The sequence below is a fragment of the Streptomyces sediminimaris genome (assembly GCF_047049295.1).
Lineage (GTDB): Bacteria > Actinomycetota > Actinomycetes > Streptomycetales > Streptomycetaceae > Streptomyces > Streptomyces sediminimaris.
Genome location: NZ_JBJWOT010000001.1, coordinates 4,492,288 through 4,513,428, shown reverse-complemented (window position 1 = coordinate 4,513,428; position 21,141 = coordinate 4,492,288). Strand labels below are relative to the sequence as shown.

The window sequence follows — 21,141 nt, the reverse complement described above, 5'->3', positions numbered from 1 at the left end:
CGTAATCGTATGGATCATGTCGTTCCAGACACTGGTGGCGGGGTACCCACCCCGGCAGGATGACCGCAGTTGATCGTCCGAGTGCGAGGGCAAGAACCATGGGATCAGGGCAGACGGTGGCGGTGTTCGGCGCGTATGGGCACACTGGGCGGTTCGTGGTGGCACACCTGCGCGAGCGCGGGTTCACGCCGGCCCTCTCCGGCCGCGACACCGGCAAGCTGCGGGAGCTGGCAGCGTCTCATCCCGGACTCAAGGCCCGTACGGCATCGGTCGACGACCCTGCCTCGCTCGACCGCGCACTGGCTGGTGCCGCCGCTGTCGTCAACTGCGCCGGCCCGTTCGCCACGACCGCCGCCCCCCGTGATCGAGGCGGCACTGCGCGCCGGGATCCCGTACGTGGACGTGGCGGCTGAAATCGAGGCCAACGCCGACACGTTCGCGCACTTCGCGGACCGCGCCCGCGCCGCGGGAGTGGCGGTCGTCCCCGCGATGGCCTTTTACGGCGGCCTCGGCGACCTGCTTGCCACCGCGGCGATGGGCGACTGGACCGGCGCCGACGAGGTGCACGTCGCGTACGGGCTGAACAACTGGCATCCCACGGAGGGGACCCGCGCCGCGGGCAAGGTCTCCGGGGAGCGGCGGAACGGGCGGCGTGTCCGCTACACGAACGGGCGGCTGGAGTACCACGACGACGCCCTGCCCACCCTGAAGTGGCCGTTCCCCGACCCGATGGGCCCCCGGACCGTCATCGGGGAGTTCACGATGGCCGACGTCGTCACCGTCCCCAGCCACTTGGCCGTCCCTGAGGTCCGCACCTGCATGACCACCGAGGCGGCCGGTGATCTGGCGGCCCCGGACACACCGGCGCCGACCGCGGTCGACGAGCGCGGCCGGTCCGCACAGACCTTCCTCGTCGACGTCGTCGTCCGCTCCGGCGGCGCCGAGCGGCGCGCCGTGGCGAGGGGCCAGGACATCTACGCGGTCACCGCGCCGCTCGCGGTGGAAGCGGTTGACCGCATCCTCACCGGACGGACCAGGACGGTCGGCGTCGCCTCGGCCGGCGAGATCTTCGACGCGCCCGACTTCCTCCGCGCGCTGTCCTCACACATCTCTCTGGAACTGCGTCCCTAGCGCGCGGGCCGTCCACACCGTGCGCCGGGGTGCCGCGGTTGCGGCGCGTCTTCGTCCCTCGAACAACCGCCTCGAACGGGCTCGGCGACTCTCAATCCGAGCGGTGTGGGCCCCGATGCTCGTATTGGCGGTCGCGCGGGTGCCGGACGGATGCCCAAGGAGGCCCCGGCCTCGATGTCTCACAACAGAGCGGCGGCGTTCGGCGCCTTGGACGCCACGCCAGGTGAGGGGTGATGACGCGCCTGGGTACCGGGAGAATGTCTTTGCTCTACCCGGCCGTGACGCCTTCGTGCACAGTGGCGTCACCGGTGCCGTCGAGCGTCAACATCCCACCTTGCGAGGTCGTCCCGGACCCGCCGAGGCAGGGACGGCCCGGGCCTCGGCCAGCTCCACCCGGGCAAGTCCTCAAGGTCCAAGTCCTCAAGGTCGGCGTCCCGATGCCGGAGGCCGGCCGGCTGTGCGGGCCGCATCGGTCCTGTCCATACGCAACCGCCCCAAAGCTGCGACCGTCGACCTTGCAACGTATGGCGGGCTTGCCGATCCACGGGTCTTGAGCAATGCCCTCGTCACCACGGCATGGCGTGCTCTGCTCGAAGCCACCACCGCAGTCGGCCGCGACATCAACCCGCGGCTGGCAGCGGTACCCCGACTGGCTCGCCGCGAGATCATGGGCATGGCGGTATCCGCTGTCGGCCTGCCTGGTTCGCGGCAGCGTGCACAGAACCGTGCGGGGAACGTTCGCATCGGCTGTCGGCACGTGAGCATCCAGGGACGCCGCGTTCAAACCTTCTCGGCCTGAACGCGTGGGTGATCGGCGGTGAGCAGTCCGACGTCCTCGACGTCGGAGGTCAGGATCGTCACCCGGCCGGGATGCTGCAGCGCGGTCGCGCACAGCATGGCGTCGATGGCGTAGGTGTGACCGTGGAGACCGGCGGTCCGCAGCAGGGCAGCGGCAGAGTGTGCGACTGCCTGCGTGACCGGCTCCACGCGCAGCCGGGACAGCGTCCACTTCAACGCGGCTTCGTTGACCTTCGGATGGATGACCTCGACGAGCACCGCCGCCGACGTGACAACCGGCAGGTCCGCCTCACGGGCTGCCGTAAGCCACTCGTGGACCTCCCGGTCGCGCTGCACGGCCTTCGCCAGACCCTCACTGTCCAGCACCAGGCAACCGGTCACGCGGCCGCCCCGGCGCCCGCGGTACCGCCCGTGAGTCGGGTGCGCTTGGCCGCCACCGCCTCCGGATCGGCCGGACCGTGCACCTTGTCGAATTCGGCGATCAGCTCATCCAGGTTGTCCCGCTCGATCTGCCGCTGAGCCGCCTTCTCCAGATAGGCCGAGACGCCACGCTTGCCGACCCGCTCGCGGATTGCCTGCAAGGTGCCGGTGGTCAAGGTGACGGAGATGCCACTGGTTGGGCCGTCACCGGGGGGGAAGCCATCGTCGTCAGCCATGACCCCTATTATGCCATTGGAAATGCTATTGTGAGCCGCCGACCTGTGCTCGCCCCATTGCCGGCAGCACGCGCGCTCCACACAGGCCGCTGTGCCGGGAGCGGAGTGCGAGATCCCCGGGAAACGGGTGCCACCGGTCCGTGTCGTCGAGTCCGGCTGGGATTTCGCGCCGGAGTCGGCGTTGTGGCCGGTCGCCGCTTCGGCGAACGGGTCAGTGCCGAGAAGCTCGTTGATGTGGCCGCCCAGCCAGGCTGTCGCCTCCTCATGCCGTAGGACCACGCTGGGCAACCGTGTCGGCGGGTATGACCTGCTCCGTCCAGATGATCTTGCCGGTCGCCGTGTACCGCGTGCCCCATCGCTGTGCGAGCTGGGCCACGATCAGCAGGCCCCGGCCTCCCTCGTCGGTGGTACGGGCGTGGCGCAGGCGCGGTGAAGTGCTGCTGGCGTCGGAGACCTCGCAGATCAGGCCGCGGTCCCGGACCAGGCGGAGGGAGACCGGTCCGGTCGCATGGCGGATGGCATTGGTGACCAACTCGCTGACGATGAGCTCCGTGGTGAAGGCCAGATCGAGCATGCCCCACTCCGACAGCTGCCGGACGGCGAGGCCGCGGGCGTCCGCGACGGCGGCCGGATCGCTGGGCAGGTGCCATGAGACCGCCTGGTCCGGGGCCAGGACGCGGGTCCGGGCGAGGAGCAGGGCCACGTCGTCGGACGGCGGACCCGTCAACAGGGCGTCGACCGCGCCCATGCCGATCTCCTCAAGGGCCTTCCCGCACACCGCGAGGGCGTCGCCCAGCCGAATGAGCCCTACGTCGATGTCCCGGTCGAACGTCTCGATGAGGCCGTCCGTGTAGAGGGCGATGAGGCTGCCCTCGGCCAGCTCCACCTCGATGGACTCGAAGGGGAGGTACCCGAGCCCGAGGGGTGGTCCTGCGGGCAGGTCGAGGACGTCGGCGGTGCCGTCCGGGCCGACGATCACAGGCGGGAGGTGGCCGGCGCGGGCCAGCGTGCACCGTCTGCTGACGGGGTCGTACACGGCGTACAGGCAGGTGGCCCCCAGGAACGCGGCGCCGGCGGTCCCGTCGTCGGCCGCCGACTCCTCGCCGCCCTGCTCCCCCATGTGGCCGATGACCAGGTCGTCCAGATGGGCCAGCAGTTCGTCCGGGGGGAGGTCCAGGTCGGCGAGCGTCCGTACCGCGGTGCGCAGGCGCCCCATGGTCGCCGCCGCGTTCATGCCATGTCCGACGACGTCCCCGACGACCAGCGCGACCCGGGCTCCGGAGAGCGGAATCACGTCGAACCAGTCGCCGCCCACACCGCTGGGGGCATCCGCGGGCAGGTACCAGGACGCCACTTCCAGGGCGGAGCCTCCGGTCAGCTCCTGAGGGAGCAGGTAACGCTGCATGGAGCGGGCCGCGGTGCGCTCGCGGGTGTAGCGGCGGGCGTTGTCGACGGCGACGGCCGCACGGGAGACGAGTTCCTCGGCGAGCCGCACGTCGTCGTCCTCGAAGGGGCCCGTACGCCCGGTGCGGGCGAACGTCGCCACGCCCAAGGTGGTGCCGCGCGCCCGCACCGGAACCACCATCAGCGAGCGGAAGCCGAAATCGCGGAGGTTGGCGCCCAGTGACTCGTCCTCGGTCACCCAGGCGCTGGAGGAGAGGTCCAGGACGGGTTCCACCAGGGTGGTGCTCTCCAGCAGGCACCGGGTCACCGGCGACAAGGGGGCACGCCGGACCGTCTCGCCCACGGCCAGGCTCGCCTCCGGGCAGCCCTCCCGCACCGACTGCTGGCCCGCGCGGCGTATGACGGGCGTCATGCCCACCGGCCCGGGGGCCGGCTCCTCGCCCCTCATGACCGCGTCCAGCAGGTCGACGGCGACGAACTCGGCGACGGACGGGACCGCCTCGTCCGCCAGTTCCTGCGCGGTCCGCGTCACTTCCAGCGTGCTGCCGATACGCGCGCCCGCGTCGTTCAGCAGGGCCAGGCGTTCCTGGGCCCGCCAGCGCTCGGTGACGTCGACGACCATGTACGAGATGCCGACGTACCGGCCCTTGCGGTCCTTCATGCCGAAGAAGGAGGCGGAGCACGCGCGCATGCGGTCGGGGTCGGTGTAACTGGGACCGCGGTACTCGTGGTCCAGCACCGGGGTGCCGGTCTCGAGAACCTTGCGCATCTGCTCCTCGAACACCTCCGCCTCCGGCCTCGGCAGTACCTCCCTCACGTGCCGCCCCAGTCGTTGCTCGAGGGGGATGAGGCGGTCCAGTGGCTCGTTCACCCAGACGTAGCGCAGATCCGTGTCCAGGACGGCCATGCCGACCGGTGCGTGAGTGAGAAAGGGAGTGCCCATCAGCTGGCTCGTCCCCCCGCCCGGCATCCGCCAGAAGGCCCGTTTCGGTGGTCGGCCGACGAACCTGCCGAAGACCAGTGCGGCGACCGTGGCGACCAGTACGCCCGGGACCATTTCGTAGATGCCCGACTCGAGCGGTCCGAGCAGCGGGTTGATCTCCTTCCAGAGCAGGACCGTGGCCGCGCCCGACACGATCCCGGCCATGGCCCCCGCCCACGTCATGCGCGGCCAGTACAGCGAGAGGAGTACGACCGGTCCGAAGGCGGCTCCGAAACCCGCCCAGGCGTGCGCCACGATGTCCAGCAGCCCGCCGCCCCTGAGCGCGATCCCATAGCCCACCAGGATCACCACGACGACGGCGCCGCGACCGACCCACACCAGGGCCTTGTCCCCGGCACGCCGGTGGAGAAGCGCGCGGTAGAAGTCCTCGGTGAGGGCGACGGACGACACGAGAAGCTGGCTGTCCGCGGTCGACATGATCGCGGCCAGTACGGCGATCAGCATCACGCCGGCGATCCACGGCGTGAGCAGGGTCTGGGTCAGGGCGATGTACACCGTGTCCGGGTCGCTGAGCGGCGTGCCGAGCCGCCCGATGCCCACCAGGCCGACGAGCGTGGCGCCGGCGAGCACGACGATGACCCATCCCGTTCCGATACGGCGGGCCGCGGGGATGGCACCTGTGCTGCGGATGCCCATGAAGCGGGCCAGGATGTGCGGCTGGCCGAAGTAGCCGAGGCCCCAGGCGAGCAAGGAGACCGTCGCCACGGCGCCGAGCGACCCGCCTGCCGACCACCGGCCGTCCGCGTAGTCGACCCGGGCCCCCATGTCCAGCAGGTGCGACGCCTTGCCGTCGAGGCCCTGGCGCAGCGCGCCGAAGCCGCCGAGCGCCGCGACACCGGTCAGGGGGACCACGAGCAGGGCGAGGAACATCAGGGTGCCCTGCATGACGTGCGTCAGGCTCACGGCGAGGAAGCCGCCCAGGCACGCGTAGATGACGATCACCAAAGCCGTCAGAGTCACCCCGACCCCGAAACGGGTGTCGAAGACCTGCTTGAACAGCAACCCGCCGGCCACCAGGCCACTGGCCACGTAGACGGTGAAGAACACGACGGTGACCGCAGCCGACACCACCCGGAGCATCCGGGTGCGGTCCTCGAACCGCTCCTCCAGGTATGCCGACAGGCTGACGGAGTTCTCGGCGCGCTCGGTGTAGGTGCGCAGCCGGGGGGCGACGAACAGCCAGTTGAGGTAGGTGCCGATCACCAGGCCGACAGCGATCCAGCTGGCGCCGAGGCCGGCCGCGTACACCGCTCCGGGAAGCGCGAGGAACAGCCAGCCGGACATGTCACTGGCCCCGGCGGACAGGGCGGCGACGAACGCGCTGAGCCTGCGGCCACCCAGGGCGAAGTCGGCGAAGGTGTGAGTGCGGGTGTACGCCCAGACGCCTGTTCCGATCATGGCAGCCACGTATATGAGGAACGTGGTGAGGATCGGCGCACTCAAGTCCAACATAGGGTCCTCGCCTGCGAGGTTCATAAGGCGGGTGCGGCCGTCGGCACGCCTGGCAGCCCGTATGCCCTGGCGTATAAATGTACAGATCCCGGTCGTAGGGGAGCGACCTGTGCGTCCGTGCGTCCGTGCGCGTCCGTGCGTCCGTGCGTCCGTGCGTCCGTGCGTCCGTGCGTCCGTGCGTCCACGATGCGGGGTTCAGGTGGCGAGTTCGGGCACGGCGACCATGTGGCCACAGATTCCTGACCGGACCTTTCCGGCCGGCTGCGCCTATCACCACCCGGCGGTGCTTTCGGGACCCCGCACCGGTGTCCTGAGCCGTTGGCCGGGATGCGATGCGGTTTCCCCGTTGGTCTACGCCACGTCGCCGATTGCACACGCAAGCTCGCCCGGACGTCCTTCGGTGGACATGCCGTCCGGCACGGCTCTCCGCCGACAGAACGGACAACCAGGCGGCACCGCCCGATGCCGTGCCCAAGCCGTGCCCTTGAGAGCGGACAACGGCGGTCAACCACGGTGCGAACCACTTGAGGGGGCGCCCCCATCACATCGCAGCGTGGCGCGACCCGCACTTTCACGCAGCCGAGCAGAGGCGAGCCCTCAGCCCGTGCCCAACCTCCTTGTAGAAGCAGGCATTTGACCGCTGTGGCGACTGCGTCAGAGCGGGAGGTCATCGGGAAGTACACGGAACGCTGCGTAACGGCCCAGCGGGCGTACGGCCCGGAAGTCTCGTCGGTCCAGGGTGAGCATCGCGTCCGTGTCGTAGTCGGCGGCAAGCGCCACGTTCACCGCGTCGGCGAGGTCGAGGTCCAGCGCGCGGTAACGGACACGGACGGACTGGGCTGCGCCCAGGTGGTCGTCCGTGATCTCCGGCATGACGACACGGCCACGTCTCGTCCAGCGCCGCAGGTCGTCGACCGCGCTGAGGGCGGCCTCCCTGCCGAGCTCGCGCGCCGCAACGTGATCCAGTTCGGCCAGCAGGAGCGGGGACATGACCAGCAGGCCGGCCGCCATGATCGCCTCGTTCGCCGCCTGGTGTTCCGGATGAGCCGAGTCCAGGGCCGCCAGAAGGTCGGACGTATCGGCGATGACAATGATCACGCGGCGGATCCGGGACCCGAGTCGGTCTCACGCCGGACGGCCTCGGTGACCGTGTCGCGCACCTCCGGCTTGGACAGCGTGCGCCCGGACCCCTCGAAGGTGCGTGAGAACAGCGGCCGGGGCGGTGCCCGGTGCCGCCGTACCGGCTCATCCCCGCGCGATGGTGCGCACCGCGGCCTCGGTGAGTGTGGTTGCCGTGCGTACCGCGCTCGCGACGGCGGCGTCGGGAGCGAGGCCGCACAGGTCGGTGAGGGTGAAGAGGGCTTCGGCGCTGACGGCCACGGCGAGGTCGCGCTTCAGTTGGGCGAAGGCGTCCGGGTCCGTCGCCGCCAGCGTTTCCTCGACAGGGGCGAGCGCGTGGTCGATCAGCCCGAATCGGATCCCGGGCCTCTCGGCCGCCGCCCCGGGGCGGGTGATGGTTGCCGCGATCATGGCGCGCACCGCGCCCTCGCGCCGGAGTATGCCGCGGAGCAGGAACTCGCAGGCGAAGGCGACTCGTTCGGCGGGATCGGTGGAGTCCGCGACCGGGGCGAGAGCCTCGGCGGGGGGTGGCCAGGCGCCGGCCAGGGCCTCGCTGATCAGGGAGGGGAGGTCGGGGAAGTACCGGTATGCGGTGGGCTCGGAGACCATGGCGGCGCGCGCGATCGCGGGCATGCTCACCTCGCCGCCGGCGGCGATGAGGTCGCTCGCGGCTTCCACGATCGCAGCACGCGTGCGTCGCTTCTGGTTGCTGCGGCCGGTGTCGATCGACGTCGCCATCGGTGCGTCCCCTTTCCTGCCCTTTTCCGCCCTCTGTCACGAGTCCCGTTCACAGCCACTTTATCATCGTGAACTCTCTTTATGAGAGTGCACTTGCATGACGGTGGCCGACTCTCTAGTCTTCTTCATGAGAGTTGGCACTCACGAAGGAGACTGCGATGACACCGGCTTCCGTCGTCGGCCCGGACGACGGCGAGACCATCCGCCTGGGACCGGCACAGATCCGCATCCTGGAAGACGGCAGCACCACCGGTCACCGGATCGGGATCGGCGAGATCACCCTCGCCCCGCACGCCGAGGGGCCGCCGCAGCACCGCCACGCCCAGCACGACGAGGGCTTCTACGTCGTCTCCGGCACCGTGCACTTCACGGTCGGCGAGACGACGCACGTCGCACCGGCCGGCACGCTCGCGATGATCCCGCCCGGCGCACCGCACACCTTCGCCAACCACGGCGACGAGCCCGCGGTGATGCTCAACACCTTCACGCCCGACCTGTACGTGCAGTACTTCCGCGATCTGCGGGACATGATCGCCGGCGGCCGGGAGCTGTCCCCCGAGGCGACCGTCCAGGCCATGAGCCGTTACGCCACCGTTCCCGCCACCGACTACGCCTGACCGTCCAGGCCGCCGACCCCGTACGCCAGTAACCGATTGGGAGACCTCCATGACCAGCCCGGCCCGCACCACCCGTACCACCCGCACCGTCACGCTCACCCTCGACTCCGGCGACGTCGACCTCACCGTCGACGAGCAGGGCCAGGGCCACCCCTTCCTGCTGCTGCACGGTGGCGGCGGCCCGCAGACCGTCGCCGGGTTCGCCGGGCTCCTCGCCGAGCAGCGGCCGGCCCGGGTCATCACCCCCGTCCATCCCGGTTTCGGCGGCACCGCCCGGCCCGACTGGCTGACCGACGTTCCCACCCTCGCCGAGATCTACGTACGGCTGCTGGACGAACTCGACCTGACGGACGTCACCGTCGTCGGCAACTCCATAGGAGGCTGGATCACCGCCGAGATCAGCCTGCTCCGCAGCCACCGGGTCAGCAGCGTCGTCCTCGTCAACGCCGTGGGCATCCACGTCCCCGGCCACCCCGTCGCCGACCCCTCCGCCCTGACCCCCGCCGAACTGTCCGCGCTCGCCTTCCACGACCCCGCGAAGTTCGCCGTGGACCCGAGCACGTTCTCCGAGGCGCAGCGGGCGGTCGCGGCCGCCAACCAGGCCGCGCTGAAGGTCTATGCGGGCCCGCACGCGATGGCCGACCCCACCCTGCGCGAGCGCCTGGCCAAGGTCACACAGCCGGCCCTCGTCGCCTGGGGCGAGAGTGACCAGGTGGTCGACGCCGACTACGGGCGGGCGTTCGCGGCGGCCATACCGGACGCCGGGTTCCGGCTCCTGCACCGCACCGGTCACCTGCCCCAGCTCGAAACCCCCGAGCGGCTCCTTCCCGTCGTATGGGACTTCGCCGACGCCCACGCCACCGGCCGGCCCGGCCACTGAACCGGGCAGGGGAACCCACATGCCCGTCCCTCGACACGGGCGGCGCGTGCCCGTCCTGGCCGTCTGCTGCCTGAGCGTGCTGCTGGTCGGTCTCGACGTCACCGTCCTCAACGTCGCGCTGCCCTCGATGCAGCAGGACCTGGACTCCTCGGTCTCCGGGCTGCAGTGGACACTCGACGCCTACACCCTCGTACTGGCCTCCCTGCTGACCCTGGCCGGTGCCACCGCCGACCGCGTCGGACGCCGACGGATCTTCCGGCTCGGCCTCGTCCTGTTCACCGCCGGGTCGGCCCTGTGCGGCCTGGCACCCACGACCCACTGGCTGGTGGCCTTCCGCATGGTGCAGGCCGCGGGCGGCAGCATGCTCACCCCCGTCGCCATGGCCATTCTCACCAACACGTTCACCGAGCCTCGCGAGCGCGCACGGGCCATCGGCGTCTGGGGCGGGGTCGTCGGCCTCAGCATGGCGGCCGGTCCGGTCCTCGGCGGCGTACTGGTGGAATCGGCCGGATGGCGGTCGGTGTTCTGGCTGAACGTGCCGATCGGGCTGGCCGCACTCGCCCTTGCCGCACTGTTCGTGCCGGAGTCCCGCGCGCCGCGGACCCGGCGGGCGGACCCGGTGGGGCAGCTCCTGCTGATCGTCCTGCTCGGCACACTGACGTACGCCATCATCGAGGCACCCGGCGAGGGCTGGACCGCGCCGCCGATCGTGGCCTGCCTGATCGCCGCGGCGTGCGCGCTCGCCGCGTTCGTACCGTACGAGAGCCGGCGCGCCGAACCGCTGATCGAGCCGCGGCTCTTCCGCAGCGCGCCCTTCAGCGGAGCCACCGCGACCGCGGTCCTGGCCTTCGCCGCGCTCGGCGGCTTCCTGTTCGCCAACACCCTCTATCTGCAGCGGACGTTGGGGCTGAGCGCCCTGGACGCCGGGCTGCGCCTGCTGCCGATGGCGGTGCTGTCCTTGGTGTGCCCGCCGCTGTCCGGGCGGATCGTGGGCAGCCGCGGCCCCCGGACTCCCCTGCTCATCGCGGGGGCCGGGATCACGGCCAGCGGTGTCCTGGCCGTCGCCGCCACCCGCTCCGCCCATCCCCCGGGCATCCTGCTGTCCCTCACGTACGCGCTGTTCGGCCTCGGCTTCGGCTTCGTCAACGCGCCGGTCACCTACACAGCGGTGTCCGGCATGCCACGTGCCCAGGCCGGGGTGGCCGCCGCCATCGCCGCGACCAGCCGTCAGATCGGCTCCTCACTCGGCATCGCGGTGATCGGCGCCGCGGTCGCCGCCGGGGCGCGCCCGGCCGCCTGGTGGATCATCGCCGGCTGCGGAGCGGCCATCCTCGTCCTCGGCACCGTCACATCCGGACGCCGGGCCGCCGCCACCACGGAACGCGCGGTCGCCGCCGCGGAACGCGCGGTCGCCGCCGCGGAACGCGCGGTCGCCGCCGCGGAACGCGCGGTCGCCGCCACATCCCAACGCGTCGCCGCCGGTCCCACGGCCGACCCGGCATCCGCCCCGGAGGAGACCGCCGGGCTTCCGCTGCCGACTTCCCTGCCGGAACACCGGGACGGCAGGCGGACTCGCCGACGGGGATGAACCCTCCGGGTCTCCTTGCCGTTTCGATGGTCGGTGGGGCACCTCCCGAGGGAGAGCGCCTCCCGGTGGCACAGACCGATCGGGGTGGCACCGGACGACACGAGTGCCGCGTACCGAATGCCGAATGCCGCGTGCCGAATGCCGAGTGCCTGGGGAAAGGGCTCCGGAAGTGATGTCAGAGAACTACACGCACAAAGCCGTCCGCTGGATCGCCGGTGTCGCGCTGGTCGCGACCGGCGCAGGCGTCACGGGCTGCTCGAAGGGCACGGACTCCGCCGCGGACGGGAAGCCGACCGCGAGCAGGTCGACCGCGAGCAGGTCGACCGCGGCTGGTCCTGGAAAGCAACAGAAGGGGAGTGATGCGGCGGCCTCGACGTCCTCGGCCGAACGCCGGTCGACGGCCGAGGAGGCTGTTGCCGCGTGGGTCACCGCGATCATCCAGGGCCGACCGAAGCAGGCGTGTGCGGTGATGGCCTTCCCGGCCACCGCTTCGTCACCCGCTGTGGCCGGCACCCCGGCCACGTGCAACAGCGACAAGCCCGAGGTACGGAAAGTGCTGGACGGCATCGGGAAGTTCCGTGCGTCGTTCACGCCCAAGGGGTCCGCGGGCGACCCGAAGGTGGTTGTCGCGCAGGTGCCGGTCACCGGCGACAAAGCGGTGGTGCCCGCCGGCAAGGTCACCGTCGACGGACAGACGCTCGACAAGGTCGTCCTGTCCAACTCCACCGGCGTGAAGCCGGGGCAGCTGGACGTCAGGATGGAGTCCACCAAGATCGACGGCGCCTGGTACGTGACCGACTTCGATCTCCACGTCGGCTGACGCCGGGCACTCCACCCGCATTCCACCCGCACTCCACCCGCGCTCCCGCGACTCCGGTCCAACGGACCGGCCCGGCTCAGCACACCGGCCCGGCTCAACGGACCAGCCAGGTCAGCAGCGTCGTCACCACGAACACGACGACGGCCGCGAGCCAGACCGTGCGGGGCGCCGGACGCGGGGGCCCGGGCGACTCCCACCCCTCTTCCCCTCGGGACAGCAGCGCGTCCGCGAACGCCTGCGCCGTCTGCGGCCGGTCCGCGGGATCGACGGACAGCGCGGCCCGCAGAAGCGCGCCGACGCCGGGCGGAACCCCCGCCTCTGCGGCGAGGGCTGGCAAGGGGGGCGTCGGTGCCTGCCCGGCCGTGAGGACCGCGTGACCGCCCGAACCGAACGGCTTGCGTCCGGTGAGCAGTTCGTAGGTGACGACACCGAGGGCGTACACGTCGGCGCGGCCGTCGAAACCGCCGGTCTGGAAGGCCTGTTCGGGCGCCATGTAGGCGGGAGTGCCGGTGGTCACGGTCAGACCCGACGCGTCGGCCATCTGCTTGGCGCTGCCGAGGTCCGCGACGAGTACGGTGGCGGGCGTGCGGCCGGCGTCGAGCAGGAGGTTCGACGGCTTGATGTCGCGGTGGATGACGCCCGCGTCGTGGAGCGCCTGGACGGCGTGTCCGGCCTCGGTCGCCAGACGGAGCGCCTCCGCGGGCCGGCAGTGCCCGATCCTCTCGGCCAGCGTGCCACCGCGGACGTAGTCCATGACGAAGTAGGGCCGGTCGTCCTGGACGCCGACGTCGTGCACGCGTACGACGCGGGGGCTGGAGATCCTGCGGAGCAGCCGCGCCTCCGCCAGGAACCGTTGCCGTACGTCCGCGTTCGCGGCCCAGTTGTCGGCCAGCACCTTGACCGCGACATCGGTGTCGAGTTCGGGATCGTATGCTTTCCAGACGGTGGCGAACGAACCGGCTCCCAGTCTGTCCTCGAGGAGATAACGACCTAGCTTCCGCACGGGGCAGCATTGTGCCCGAGATGGCGGGGCCGGGAATCGGGCGCGGCCGGGTGGGACTCGGGGCGGACGCGGACGGGGGCGGCAGGGTGGTCGACGAGGAGGGGCTGGCACGGCTCGTGGCGGCTGCCCAGGCAGGTGACCGGGCGTCCTTGGACCGCCTCCTCGTCCGGCTCCGTCCCCTGGTGATGCGCCGCTGCTCCAGGTTCCTCCCGCACCACGCCGACGCCGAAGAGGCCGCGCAGGACGCTCTGCTGTCGGTCAGCACGCATCTGCACGAGTACAGCGGGCGGGGCTCGTTCACCGGGTGGGTGACGGTGATCGCGTCGAACGCCGCCAGGTCCACCTACCGCTCGATGCGCCGGCGCGCGGAGGACAGTCGTGCGGTCGTTCCCGAGAACGCCGATCCGCGGACGACGAGCGTCATCGCGGGCACCCGCCTGGACCTGATGGAGGCGCTGGCCGCGCTGGAGGACCGGCATCCGGCGCTGGTGGAGTCCTTCGTCCTGCGCGACCTCGGGGACCTGACCTACCTGCAGGTCGCCGAGATCACCGACGCTCCCCTCGGCACGGTCAAGGACCGCATCCACCAGGCCCGCCGTTTCATGCGGGACCGCCTCGACGGCGGCCTCTGAGGCGACGCATCCCCATCCCCTTGCTCCCCCACTCTCCTTGCTCCCCCAACTCCCCTTGGTCCCCCCACTCTCCTTGCTCCCCCTACTCCCCTTGCTCCCCCTACTGTCCCTACTCGCAACCGCCGTCGGCTCGGCCAGGAACCGGGAGGTGCTGCCGTGCGAGCCCGGAAGATCGCCGTCATCCTGGCGGTGGCCATCGGACTCGGCCTGTTGACCGGCCGGTTCGTGCTGCCCGCCCGCTCCGCCCGGGCCGCCCCGGCCGTGACGCCGGGCGCCGCGGAGTCCTCGCCGGGCGGGGGCTCTCCGGCGCCGAGGCCCGCCTCCGGGCCGATGACGGACCGGCACCTGCTGGCGGCGGCCGAGTTCCGGAAGGCCGGATTCTCCCGGCGCGTCCACGTCCGGGACCGGGTGGGGGACGGCAACTACGCCAACGCCGCCTGCGTCGGGGAGAGGACCCTCGAACAGACCCTGGGCGGGAACGACGCGCACTTCCGCGGGTTCGTGACGACCACGGAGACGGACAGCGACGATCCCACGCTGGCCCGGGACATCAAGGACCAGGTCGCGCGCGAAGTCGCCGCCGACGCGGGAAGCCCGGCACTGGCCCGGAACTTCGCCCAACGCCTGCTGCTGGAGGAAGTGCCGTGCCAGCAGGAGCCGGCCACCCACTGGGTCTACGGGCCGACGCACACGATCGGGGTCGCGCCGGGTATCACCGCGAGCTGGATGGGCATGTACGACGGCGACCTGAACACCACAGGGGCCGCGCCACGGGGCAAGGAGCCCTGCGGAGGCATCGCCGTACTCCGCAACGGCTCTCACTACGGGGTCCTGGAGATCGACGCCTGCCTCGGCACAGCGGCGACGACACTGATCGTCCGTGCGGCCGTGACCGTGCTCTGAGACCGTCCGACCCCGCCGACCGGTGTGAGGTGGATCACATCGATTGCGGCGGTCCGCCGTCCAACATCTCCCGCACCTCCCGCATCTCCCTGGTGTACGAGGGCGCGCACAGCGCCGGAACCAGACAGGGGAGACGAGATGTTCCACAACCGATCAGCCGGCACGAAGTACACGCGTCGCGGTCGCACCGCAGGAGCGGCGGCCCTGGCGGGCGCCGCCCTGATCGCGGTCGCGGCCGGCACACACCCCGCCGCCGCGAGCGCGGACGCGAGCTCTCCGGCCCGTCCGGCGGCCGCACGCACGGCACGTCTCGCCGAACCGGGCCTGGGCTCCGGCAACCTGATCCAGAGTGAGGACTTCTTCCAGCAGCACCTGGCACCGGTCGGCGCGACGGTGGACCTGACCGGGAAGCAGGCTCTCTCGGCGTGCTCGGGCGAGGAGACGATGCGAGCGCTGACCAAGGGGAAGGCGAGCGCCTACGCCGATGTGATGTGGCACTTCGACACCAAGGACTCCTTGCTGACCGAATCCGTCGCGGACGGCTCGACGAGCGCGTCGGCGGCCTCGTACCAGAAGCGGCTCAACACCCTGGTGCGCGGCTGCCAGGACGAGCCCGACGGCCACTGGTACTACGGCAAGGGGCACACGCTCACCGTCAAGGCGGGCGAGGGCGACTGGTACCCGGCCTTCAACGGCGACGGCCAGGTCGCGGGCGGTGTCGCGGTGATCCGCAGCGGTCACCGGTTCGGCATCGTGGAGCTCTCCGGTCAGCCCGGCGACGACCCGGGCTACATGGAGGGCATCACCGCCGCCGCCGTCAACCGGCTGGCCGGCTGACCCCGCCGCCGCCGTCAACCGGATGACCGCCCCTGCCACGGCGGGCGTCCCGCGCGGTGCGGCCGGGCCGGGGATTCCGGAAGCTGTTCGAGGGGTGCCGGAAGACAATATCTGTGGTCGCGAAGTAAGAAATCGACGCGGCACACGAGAAACATTTCTGAGGCGACAGGCGGTGCGAAATCACTGATCGCGCAGGGCCGTGTCCGGCGTGCTACTGTCGACGTCAGTTGCGAGTGTGGTTGCCAGAAGATTTTTCCGACGGGTAATCATCACGGCGACACGGAATGCGCGCAGTGCGTACTCCTGAAACCGCCTCCGAAGGAGAAAAAATGGCTACCGGAACCGTGAAGTGGTTCAACTCGGAAAAGGGCTTCGGCTTCATCGAGCAGGACGGCGGCGGCGCCGACGTCTTCGCCCACTACTCGAACATCGCCGCCCAGGGCTTCCGCGAGCTGCTGGAAGGCCAGAAGGTGTCGTTCGACATCGCGCAGGGCCAGAAGGGCCCGACGGCGGAGAACATCGTTCCCGCCTGATACCCCGGCACTGACGCAGACTTCGCGCCGGGGCCCGCACTTGGAGTGCGGGCCCCGGTTCGCTTTGTTTTTCAGGGTGCTTCGCCCCCTGTCATTTCCGGCTCGTGCTCGCGATTCTCCGCGCTCATTTCGCTGCGGGAATTCCTTGATACGTGCCCACGTCGAGGAAGGTTCCGCGTGAACCGCACACGCAGCACTGGCACACGCTCCACCGGCACCCGCGCCAGTCGTACATACGACCGTTTCGGTGGGCGGGCCGGCGCAGGCCGCCCCGGCGCTCCGCGCCGTTCCGCCGGGCGCGGGAACCGGCCGGCCGCGCAGGGCGAGTTCGCGCTGCCGAAAACGGTCACGCCGGCCCTGCCCGCCGTCGCGTCGTTCGCCGACCTGGCCATGCCCGCGCCGTTGCTGGCCACACTGGGCCAGGTGGGCGTGACCGTTCCGTTCCCGATCCAGGCCGCGACCCTGCCGAACTCCCTGGCCGGCCGTGACGTACTCGGCCGCGGCCGTACCGGGTCGGGCAAGACCCTCGCCTTCGGCCTCGCGGTACTGGCCCGGACGGCGGGCCGGCGCGCCGAGCCGCGCCGACCGCTGGCCCTGGTCCTCGTCCCCACCCGTGAGCTGGCCCAGCAGGTCACGGACGCGCTCGCGCCCTACGCCCGCTCCGTGCGACTGCGGCTCGCCACCGTCGTCGGCGGAATGTCCATCGGCAGGCAGGCAAGCGCCCTGCGCGCGGGCGCGGAGGTGGTCGTCGCGACACCCGGACGGCTCAAGGACCTCATCGACCGGGGCGACTGCCGGCTCGCCGACGTCGGCGTCACGGTGCTCGACGAGGCCGACCAGATGACCGACATGGGCTTCATGCCCCAGGTCACCGCCCTGCTCGACCAGGTGCGTCCCGAGGGCCAGCGGTTGCTGTTCTCGGCCACTCTGGACCGCAACGTCGATCTGCTGGTGCGCCGCTATCTGAGCGACCCGGTGGTCCACTCCGTCGACCCGTCGGCCGGGGCCGTCAGCACGATGGAACACCACGTGCTCCACGTGCACGAGGCGGACAAGCACCGCACCACCACCGAGATCGCGGCACGGGACGGCCGGGTCATCATGTTCCTGGACACCAAGCACGCCGTGGACCGGCTGACCAGGCACCTGCTGGACAGCGGTGTCCGCGCCGCGGCGCTGCACGGCGGCAGGTCCCAGCCGCAGCGCACCCGGACCCTGGCGCAGTTCAGGGACGGCCACGTGACTGTCCTGGTGGCCACCAACGTCGCGGCGCGCGGCATCCACGTCGACAGTCTCGACCTGGTCGTCAACGTGGATCCGCCCAGCGACCACAAGGACTACCTGCACCGTGGCGGCCGCACGGCACGGGCCGGCGAGTCCGGCCGCGTCGTCACCCTGGTGACCCCCGGTCAGCGCCGCGGCATGAGCCGGCTGCTGGTCTCGGCCGGGATCACTCCGCGCGTGACGCCGGTCCGCTCGGGCGAGGCGGAGTTGAGCCGCATCACCGGCGCCCAGATCCCCTCCGGCGTGCCGGTGACCATCACCGCGCCGGTCGCCGAACGCGCTCGCCGTACGTCCTCGCCCTCCCGCAGCCGCCGCGGCCGCACCGGCCAGGGCCGATCCGCCGGCGCGGGGGCGCGCCGCAGGGCGCAGCCGCGGCCCGGTGACATGTCGGCCGCCTGAGCGCCGCATCGCCGGAAGCACCGCAGTGTGCCGTTCGCCGGCCGCGACGCCGTCGTGGCCGGCCGCGCGGTTCGCCGCGCGCCTTCACGGCACCGCGGGACCTCACCGGAATGCGCCCGAACCTCTTCAGGGCCGGCGCGGTGCCCGGACCGCCGTGGTCCCCCTGGGCCGCCGCGATGGTCACCGAACCGACCGACTCTCACCGCAGGAGGCACCCTCGACGCCGGCCTTGACACCGCCCTCGACACCGACTTCGACACCGACGCAGGCGCGTCACCACAGGCCGGACGCCGCCCATGGGGCCGTGTTCGACGACATCGCGGCCCCTTGCGGCCCCCGGGTGTGCGACGACATGACCGTCGAGGTGGCCCTGGCCGTCATGGCGAGCGCCCGGGTCGAGTACCTGACCGTGTGCGACGGGGACGACCAGAGCACGGACGTGATCACCCTGGTCCGGCTCGCCGGTCTCCGCGGCAGTCCCGTCTACACGGACCGGATCCGTCTGCGGGACGTCCTCGCCCCTTCACGCTGACCTGCCCGCTTTCCGGCGGTGTCGGCCCCCGCGCGGGTGAGGCCGGTCCCCTGCGCCTTGAACCATGAGCCATGAACCATGAGCCATGAGCATGGAATGGACAAAGACATATGAGTACGGGCGGGGAACCGTCCTCAGGATCCCGGTGGGGGCCCTGCCGACGCGCGTCGGCAGGGCCCCCACCGCTGTGACGTCCCGCACTGCTGTGACGTCCCGCACCGCGGCGGCACCGCTCCGGCAGATGAAAACTTCCTGCTCCACTGAAGAAGCGAAATCTGACTTTGTCAGGGTAGACATTCGCCTCTGACACGGTTACGATCTCTCTCGTAGACAGTCGGTCGAAGAAGACCCGCCAGACACGGACGGGCGGGTGCATGAACCAGAAGTACGCAGTACGGTGCGGCTCTTGAGCCTCGAAGCCAAGGTGTTCCCAGGACGGTGACGGGACTGGGAGCCGCACCGGGCGGCTCGCACGTCGAGGAGCTGCCGAGAGCAGTACCGATTCACACAGTGGTTGGTTCAGAGAGGAACGGAGGAGCAGACGCCATCAGGATCGCCCGGTCCGAGCACCAAGAAGAACTCGGTCCGGGTACCGCAAGACCCCGGAATGGATGGTGGTCCCCGGTCACGCAGCTGCGATCCCCCCGCACCCCCCTCTGCGGAGCCGGGTAGCGGAAAGAGAAGGTCGGCACAGCAGTAGGGCCGACAGATGGTGTTGAATTTCCTTCGGGGCCCTGGTGCCGTACGGCACCAGGGCCCCTCGACGCGTTGCACAGCGAGGTGACATGACAGCGGACAACCCCCTTGATGATCGTCTGGATGACGACGACTACCCCGCGTACACGATGGGCCGGGCGGCAGAGATGCTCGGCACCACCCCGGGGTTCCTCCGAGCCATCGGCGAGGCTCGACTGATCACTCCGCTCCGCTCGGAGGGAGGACATCGCCGTTACTCCCGCTACCAGCTGCGGGTCGCCGCGCGCGCCCGCGAGCTCGTCGACAGGGGGACTCCGATCGAGGCCGCCTGCCGCATCGTCATCCTCGAGGACCAGCTCGAGGAAGCTCAGCGCATCAACGAGGAATACCGCCGCGCCGCGGCGAGCCAGACGCCGGGAGCTCCGACTCCGACTCCGGCTGACCACACCGGCTGACGCCCGGCTGGACGAATCCGGCGAGGTTCAGGACTTCCGCCTCCCCGGCCGGAGCACCTGCCGTCTGGCGTCCACGGGCCCCGTCTACGCCGAACCGGCCGACGCCCCCGGTGGATCGAGGCGGCGACGGACCGCCCCCACCAGCGGGCCGACGGCGAGCAGGACGGCCAGGACCGCGTACCCGTGAGTGAGGGTGGTGAGTGTCGCCACGGCGGCCACCAGCAACGGGCCTCCCGCGTCACCCAGTTCACGGCCGAGTTCGGCGGCGCCCATCGTCTGCCCCAGGCGTTCGCGCGGGGTGGAGGAGGCGAGGGCGGCGAAGCCGAGCGGAGTGATCAGGCCCGTGCCGACGCCGATGAGGGCGGCGCCCGCGAGGATGCCGGTCAGACCGGGCAGCATGGCGCAGGCCAGGCCCGCCGCCGTGATCAGCAGGCCCGCGCTCAGGCCGGAACGGGTGGTCAGGCGCCCGGCGTCCAGCGCACGGCCCGCCCGCGGCTGGACCACGGCCGCGCAGGCCGCGAGCAGCGACACCGCCGCGCCGGTCGTGACCGTGCCGAGCCCGGCGGTGCGGCCGGAGACCGGCAGGAAGCCGACCCCGACCGACAGTGCGGCGGTCGCCGCCGCGAGCGCGGCGGTCGGGGCGAGGAACGCCGGGTCGGCGAGGCGCCGGGCCAGGTCGAGCACCGTCTGCCGGGCCTTGGGAAGTGGCGGTACGACGGGCACGGCGAGCGCGGCCCAGACGGCGACGGCCGCGCCGAGAACCGTGAGGACGGCGAACAGCAGCCGCAGACCGCCGGCCCACACCAGGACACCGCCGAGCAGCGGGCCCAGCGTGTAGCCGACGGACTTGTGGAAGCCGTAACTGCCGAACGCGCGGCCGTGTCCGGCGGCCGGGTTGAGCCGGGCCACCAGCGCGGAGGCCGCGGGCGAGAAGGCGGCGGCCGCGGCGCCCTGGCCGAGGCGGGCGGCCCACAGCACGCCCCGGCTGTCGACGAGGACGTACAGCGCGGACGCGGCGGCGAACGCGGCGAGTCCGCCGAGCAGGACGGGGCGGGCACCGATGCGGTCGGCGAGGGTGCCGAAGACCGGCTTGAGGATCACCTCGGCACCGTCGTACAGGGCGAGCAGCCCGCCGAGGACGAGCAGCGAGGTGACCGCGCCCTCGGCGTCGCCACCGAGGCTCGCCGCGATGCCGTGCGCGCCGAAGGCGGTGGTGAACCCGGCGGCGTAGAGGGGCCACATGTGCCGGGCCGGCGCGGTCTGTGCGGGCGGACGGCTGCTCATCGGCCGTTCACCGGCGACTTCTGCGGGTCGCGCTCCGCGGGAATGTGCGGGTCGCACTCCGACGGCTCGTGCGAGTCGGCCACCTGCGGCCCGTGTCGCTCCTCCCGCGACGGCCCGTGCGGTGCCGCGAACACCCGCTCGGCGTGGTCCTCGCAGGCGGCGGCGCGTTCCTGGAGCCGTTCGTCCGCCTCGATGGCCTCCGGTGCGCCGAGGCCGTCGCGCGCGGTGAGATCACAGTGCCGGCGCCGCAGCCGCTCAAGCGACTGCTCCTCCTCGAGTTCCGCGAGGGTGAAATCGGTGAAGCGCAGGACGGCGGTGAAGCCGCGACGACAGCTTGACCGTTGCTGATGGCACTCATGGGCGGTCCAATGGCACAC

The 21,141-nt window shown here is 71.4% G+C and carries 20 protein-coding genes and 1 pseudogene; 13 read left to right on the top strand and 8 right to left on the bottom strand.

Features of this window, described 5'->3' with window-relative positions; all coding sequences use genetic code 11:
• Positions 1-98: 98 nt before the first annotated feature.
• Together ACJ9NR_RS20965 and ACJ9NR_RS20960 are read left to right on the top strand one after the other, a co-directional pair.
• A pseudogene (locus ACJ9NR_RS20965) lies at positions 99-1,131 on the top strand (saccharopine dehydrogenase family protein).
• A 550-nt stretch (positions 1,132-1,681) separates the two neighbouring features.
• Positions 1,682-1,930 (top strand): hypothetical protein, encoded by a 249-nt coding sequence (locus ACJ9NR_RS20960; protein WP_412493790.1) that lies wholly within the window; start codon positions 1,682-1,684, stop codon positions 1,928-1,930.
• On the opposite strand, the gene ACJ9NR_RS20955 is transcribed toward ACJ9NR_RS20960, so the two are convergent.
• From ACJ9NR_RS20955 to ACJ9NR_RS20935, 5 genes are all read right to left on the bottom strand, one after another.
• Positions 1,912-2,310, bottom strand: coding sequence for a type II toxin-antitoxin system VapC family toxin (locus ACJ9NR_RS20955; RefSeq protein WP_412493791.1), 399 nt, complete (start codon positions 2,308-2,310; stop codon positions 1,912-1,914). The two genes, ACJ9NR_RS20960 and ACJ9NR_RS20955, sit on opposite strands and share 19 nt — an antisense overlap.
• Positions 2,307-2,585 (bottom strand): hypothetical protein, encoded by a 279-nt coding sequence (locus ACJ9NR_RS20950; protein WP_412493792.1) that lies wholly within the window; start codon positions 2,583-2,585, stop codon positions 2,307-2,309. The genes ACJ9NR_RS20955 and ACJ9NR_RS20950 overlap by 4 nt, the downstream gene beginning before the upstream one ends.
• 262 nt (positions 2,586-2,847) lie before the next feature.
• A complete protein-coding gene (gene putP, locus ACJ9NR_RS20945) occupies positions 2,848-6,444 on the bottom strand; it encodes a sodium/proline symporter PutP (RefSeq protein WP_412493793.1) in 3,597 nt (1,198 codons plus the stop codon).
• A 654-nt stretch (positions 6,445-7,098) separates the two neighbouring features.
• A complete protein-coding gene (locus ACJ9NR_RS20940) occupies positions 7,099-7,542 on the bottom strand; it encodes a PIN domain-containing protein (protein ID WP_412493794.1) in 444 nt (147 codons plus the stop codon).
• Between the two features lie 147 nt (positions 7,543-7,689).
• The gene (locus ACJ9NR_RS20935; protein WP_412493795.1) at positions 7,690-8,301 is read right to left on the bottom strand and encodes a TetR/AcrR family transcriptional regulator; all 612 of its coding nucleotides are present in this window, start codon (positions 8,299-8,301) and stop codon (positions 7,690-7,692) included.
• A 158-nt stretch (positions 8,302-8,459) separates the two neighbouring features.
• Between ACJ9NR_RS20935 and ACJ9NR_RS20930 the strand changes: the two genes are divergently transcribed.
• The 4 genes from ACJ9NR_RS20930 (at position 8,460) to ACJ9NR_RS20915 (ending at position 12,206) form a co-directional block, all read left to right on the top strand.
• Complete coding sequence (locus ACJ9NR_RS20930; protein WP_412493796.1) at positions 8,460-8,918, top strand: cupin domain-containing protein; 459 nt, start codon at positions 8,460-8,462, stop codon at positions 8,916-8,918.
• Positions 8,919-8,967: 49 nt separating this feature from the next.
• Positions 8,968-9,798: an alpha/beta fold hydrolase gene (locus ACJ9NR_RS20925; RefSeq protein ID WP_412493797.1), complete on the top strand. Its 831-nt coding sequence runs from the start codon at positions 8,968-8,970 to the stop codon at positions 9,796-9,798.
• A gap of 19 nt (positions 9,799-9,817) precedes the next feature.
• Entirely contained in the window at positions 9,818-11,386 is a 1,569-nt protein-coding gene (locus ACJ9NR_RS20920; protein WP_412493798.1) for an MFS transporter, read from the top strand.
• Between the two features lie 172 nt (positions 11,387-11,558).
• Positions 11,559-12,206, top strand: a complete 648-nt coding sequence (locus ACJ9NR_RS20915) for a hypothetical protein (protein ID WP_412493799.1) — start codon at positions 11,559-11,561, stop codon at positions 12,204-12,206.
• Between the two features lie 94 nt (positions 12,207-12,300).
• On the opposite strand, the gene ACJ9NR_RS20910 is transcribed toward ACJ9NR_RS20915, so the two are convergent.
• A complete protein-coding gene (locus ACJ9NR_RS20910) occupies positions 12,301-13,209 on the bottom strand; it encodes a serine/threonine-protein kinase (protein ID WP_412493800.1) in 909 nt (302 codons plus the stop codon).
• Positions 13,210-13,229: 20 nt separating this feature from the next.
• Between ACJ9NR_RS20910 and ACJ9NR_RS20905 the strand changes: the two genes are divergently transcribed.
• From ACJ9NR_RS20905 to ACJ9NR_RS20875, 7 genes are all read left to right on the top strand, one after another.
• Positions 13,230-13,841 carry an RNA polymerase sigma factor gene (locus ACJ9NR_RS20905; RefSeq protein WP_412493801.1) on the top strand — a complete coding sequence of 204 codons (612 nt, stop codon included), beginning with the start codon at positions 13,230-13,232 and terminating at the stop codon, positions 13,839-13,841.
• Between the two features lie 156 nt (positions 13,842-13,997).
• Positions 13,998-14,744, top strand: coding sequence for a hypothetical protein (locus ACJ9NR_RS20900; RefSeq protein WP_412493802.1), 747 nt, complete (start codon positions 13,998-14,000; stop codon positions 14,742-14,744).
• A gap of 138 nt (positions 14,745-14,882) precedes the next feature.
• A complete protein-coding gene (locus ACJ9NR_RS20895) occupies positions 14,883-15,581 on the top strand; it encodes a hypothetical protein (protein ID WP_412493803.1) in 699 nt (232 codons plus the stop codon).
• A 329-nt stretch (positions 15,582-15,910) separates the two neighbouring features.
• Positions 15,911-16,114 (top strand): cold-shock protein, encoded by a 204-nt coding sequence (locus tag ACJ9NR_RS20890; RefSeq protein WP_020119326.1) that lies wholly within the window; start codon positions 15,911-15,913, stop codon positions 16,112-16,114.
• 177 nt (positions 16,115-16,291) lie between these two features.
• Positions 16,292-17,797 (top strand): DEAD/DEAH box helicase, encoded by a 1,506-nt coding sequence (locus ACJ9NR_RS20885; RefSeq protein ID WP_412493804.1) that lies wholly within the window; start codon positions 16,292-16,294, stop codon positions 17,795-17,797.
• Positions 17,798-18,101: 304 nt separating this feature from the next.
• Positions 18,102-18,329, top strand: coding sequence for a CBS domain-containing protein (locus tag ACJ9NR_RS20880; RefSeq protein ID WP_412493805.1), 228 nt, complete (start codon positions 18,102-18,104; stop codon positions 18,327-18,329).
• A 785-nt stretch (positions 18,330-19,114) separates the two neighbouring features.
• Positions 19,115-19,480 carry a helix-turn-helix domain-containing protein gene (locus ACJ9NR_RS20875; RefSeq protein ID WP_412494097.1) on the top strand — a complete coding sequence of 122 codons (366 nt, stop codon included), beginning with the start codon at positions 19,115-19,117 and terminating at the stop codon, positions 19,478-19,480.
• 84 nt (positions 19,481-19,564) lie between these two features.
• Here ACJ9NR_RS20875 and ACJ9NR_RS20870 read toward each other — a convergent pair whose 3' ends face one another.
• Together ACJ9NR_RS20870 and ACJ9NR_RS20865 are read right to left on the bottom strand one after the other, a co-directional pair.
• A complete protein-coding gene (locus ACJ9NR_RS20870; protein ID WP_412494096.1) occupies positions 19,565-20,764 on the bottom strand; it encodes an MFS transporter in 1,200 nt (399 codons plus the stop codon).
• Complete coding sequence (locus tag ACJ9NR_RS20865) at positions 20,761-21,141, bottom strand: Chromate resistance protein ChrB (protein WP_412494095.1); 381 nt, start codon at positions 21,139-21,141, stop codon at positions 20,761-20,763. The genes ACJ9NR_RS20870 and ACJ9NR_RS20865 overlap by 4 nt, the downstream gene beginning before the upstream one ends.

Excerpts from the sequence above, each read along its gene's own strand:
- ACJ9NR_RS20895 (WP_412493803.1), top strand. The coding sequence starts at position 14,883 with ATGTTCCACAACCGATCAGCCGGCACGAAGTACACGCGTCGCGGTCGC.
- ACJ9NR_RS20930 (WP_412493796.1), top strand. The coding sequence starts at position 8,460 with ATGACACCGGCTTCCGTCGTCGGCCCGGACGACGGCGAGACCATCCGC.
- ACJ9NR_RS20915 (WP_412493799.1), top strand. The coding sequence starts at position 11,559 with ATGTCAGAGAACTACACGCACAAAGCCGTCCGCTGGATCGCCGGTGTC.
- ACJ9NR_RS20870 (WP_412494096.1), bottom strand. The coding sequence starts at position 20,764 with ATGAGCAGCCGTCCGCCCGCACAGACCGCGCCGGCCCGGCACATGTGG.
- ACJ9NR_RS20950 (WP_412493792.1), bottom strand. The coding sequence starts at position 2,585 with ATGGCTGACGACGATGGCTTCCCCCCCGGTGACGGCCCAACCAGTGGC.
- ACJ9NR_RS20935 (WP_412493795.1), bottom strand. The coding sequence starts at position 8,301 with ATGGCGACGTCGATCGACACCGGCCGCAGCAACCAGAAGCGACGCACG.
- ACJ9NR_RS20925 (WP_412493797.1), top strand. The coding sequence starts at position 8,968 with ATGACCAGCCCGGCCCGCACCACCCGTACCACCCGCACCGTCACGCTC.
- ACJ9NR_RS20905 (WP_412493801.1), top strand. The coding sequence starts at position 13,230 with ATGGCGGGGCCGGGAATCGGGCGCGGCCGGGTGGGACTCGGGGCGGAC.
- ACJ9NR_RS20890 (WP_020119326.1), top strand. The coding sequence starts at position 15,911 with ATGGCTACCGGAACCGTGAAGTGGTTCAACTCGGAAAAGGGCTTCGGC.
- ACJ9NR_RS20920 (WP_412493798.1), top strand. The coding sequence starts at position 9,818 with ATGCCCGTCCCTCGACACGGGCGGCGCGTGCCCGTCCTGGCCGTCTGC.
- ACJ9NR_RS20875 (WP_412494097.1), top strand. The coding sequence starts at position 19,115 with ATGACAGCGGACAACCCCCTTGATGATCGTCTGGATGACGACGACTAC.
- putP (WP_412493793.1), bottom strand. The coding sequence starts at position 6,444 with ATGTTGGACTTGAGTGCGCCGATCCTCACCACGTTCCTCATATACGTG.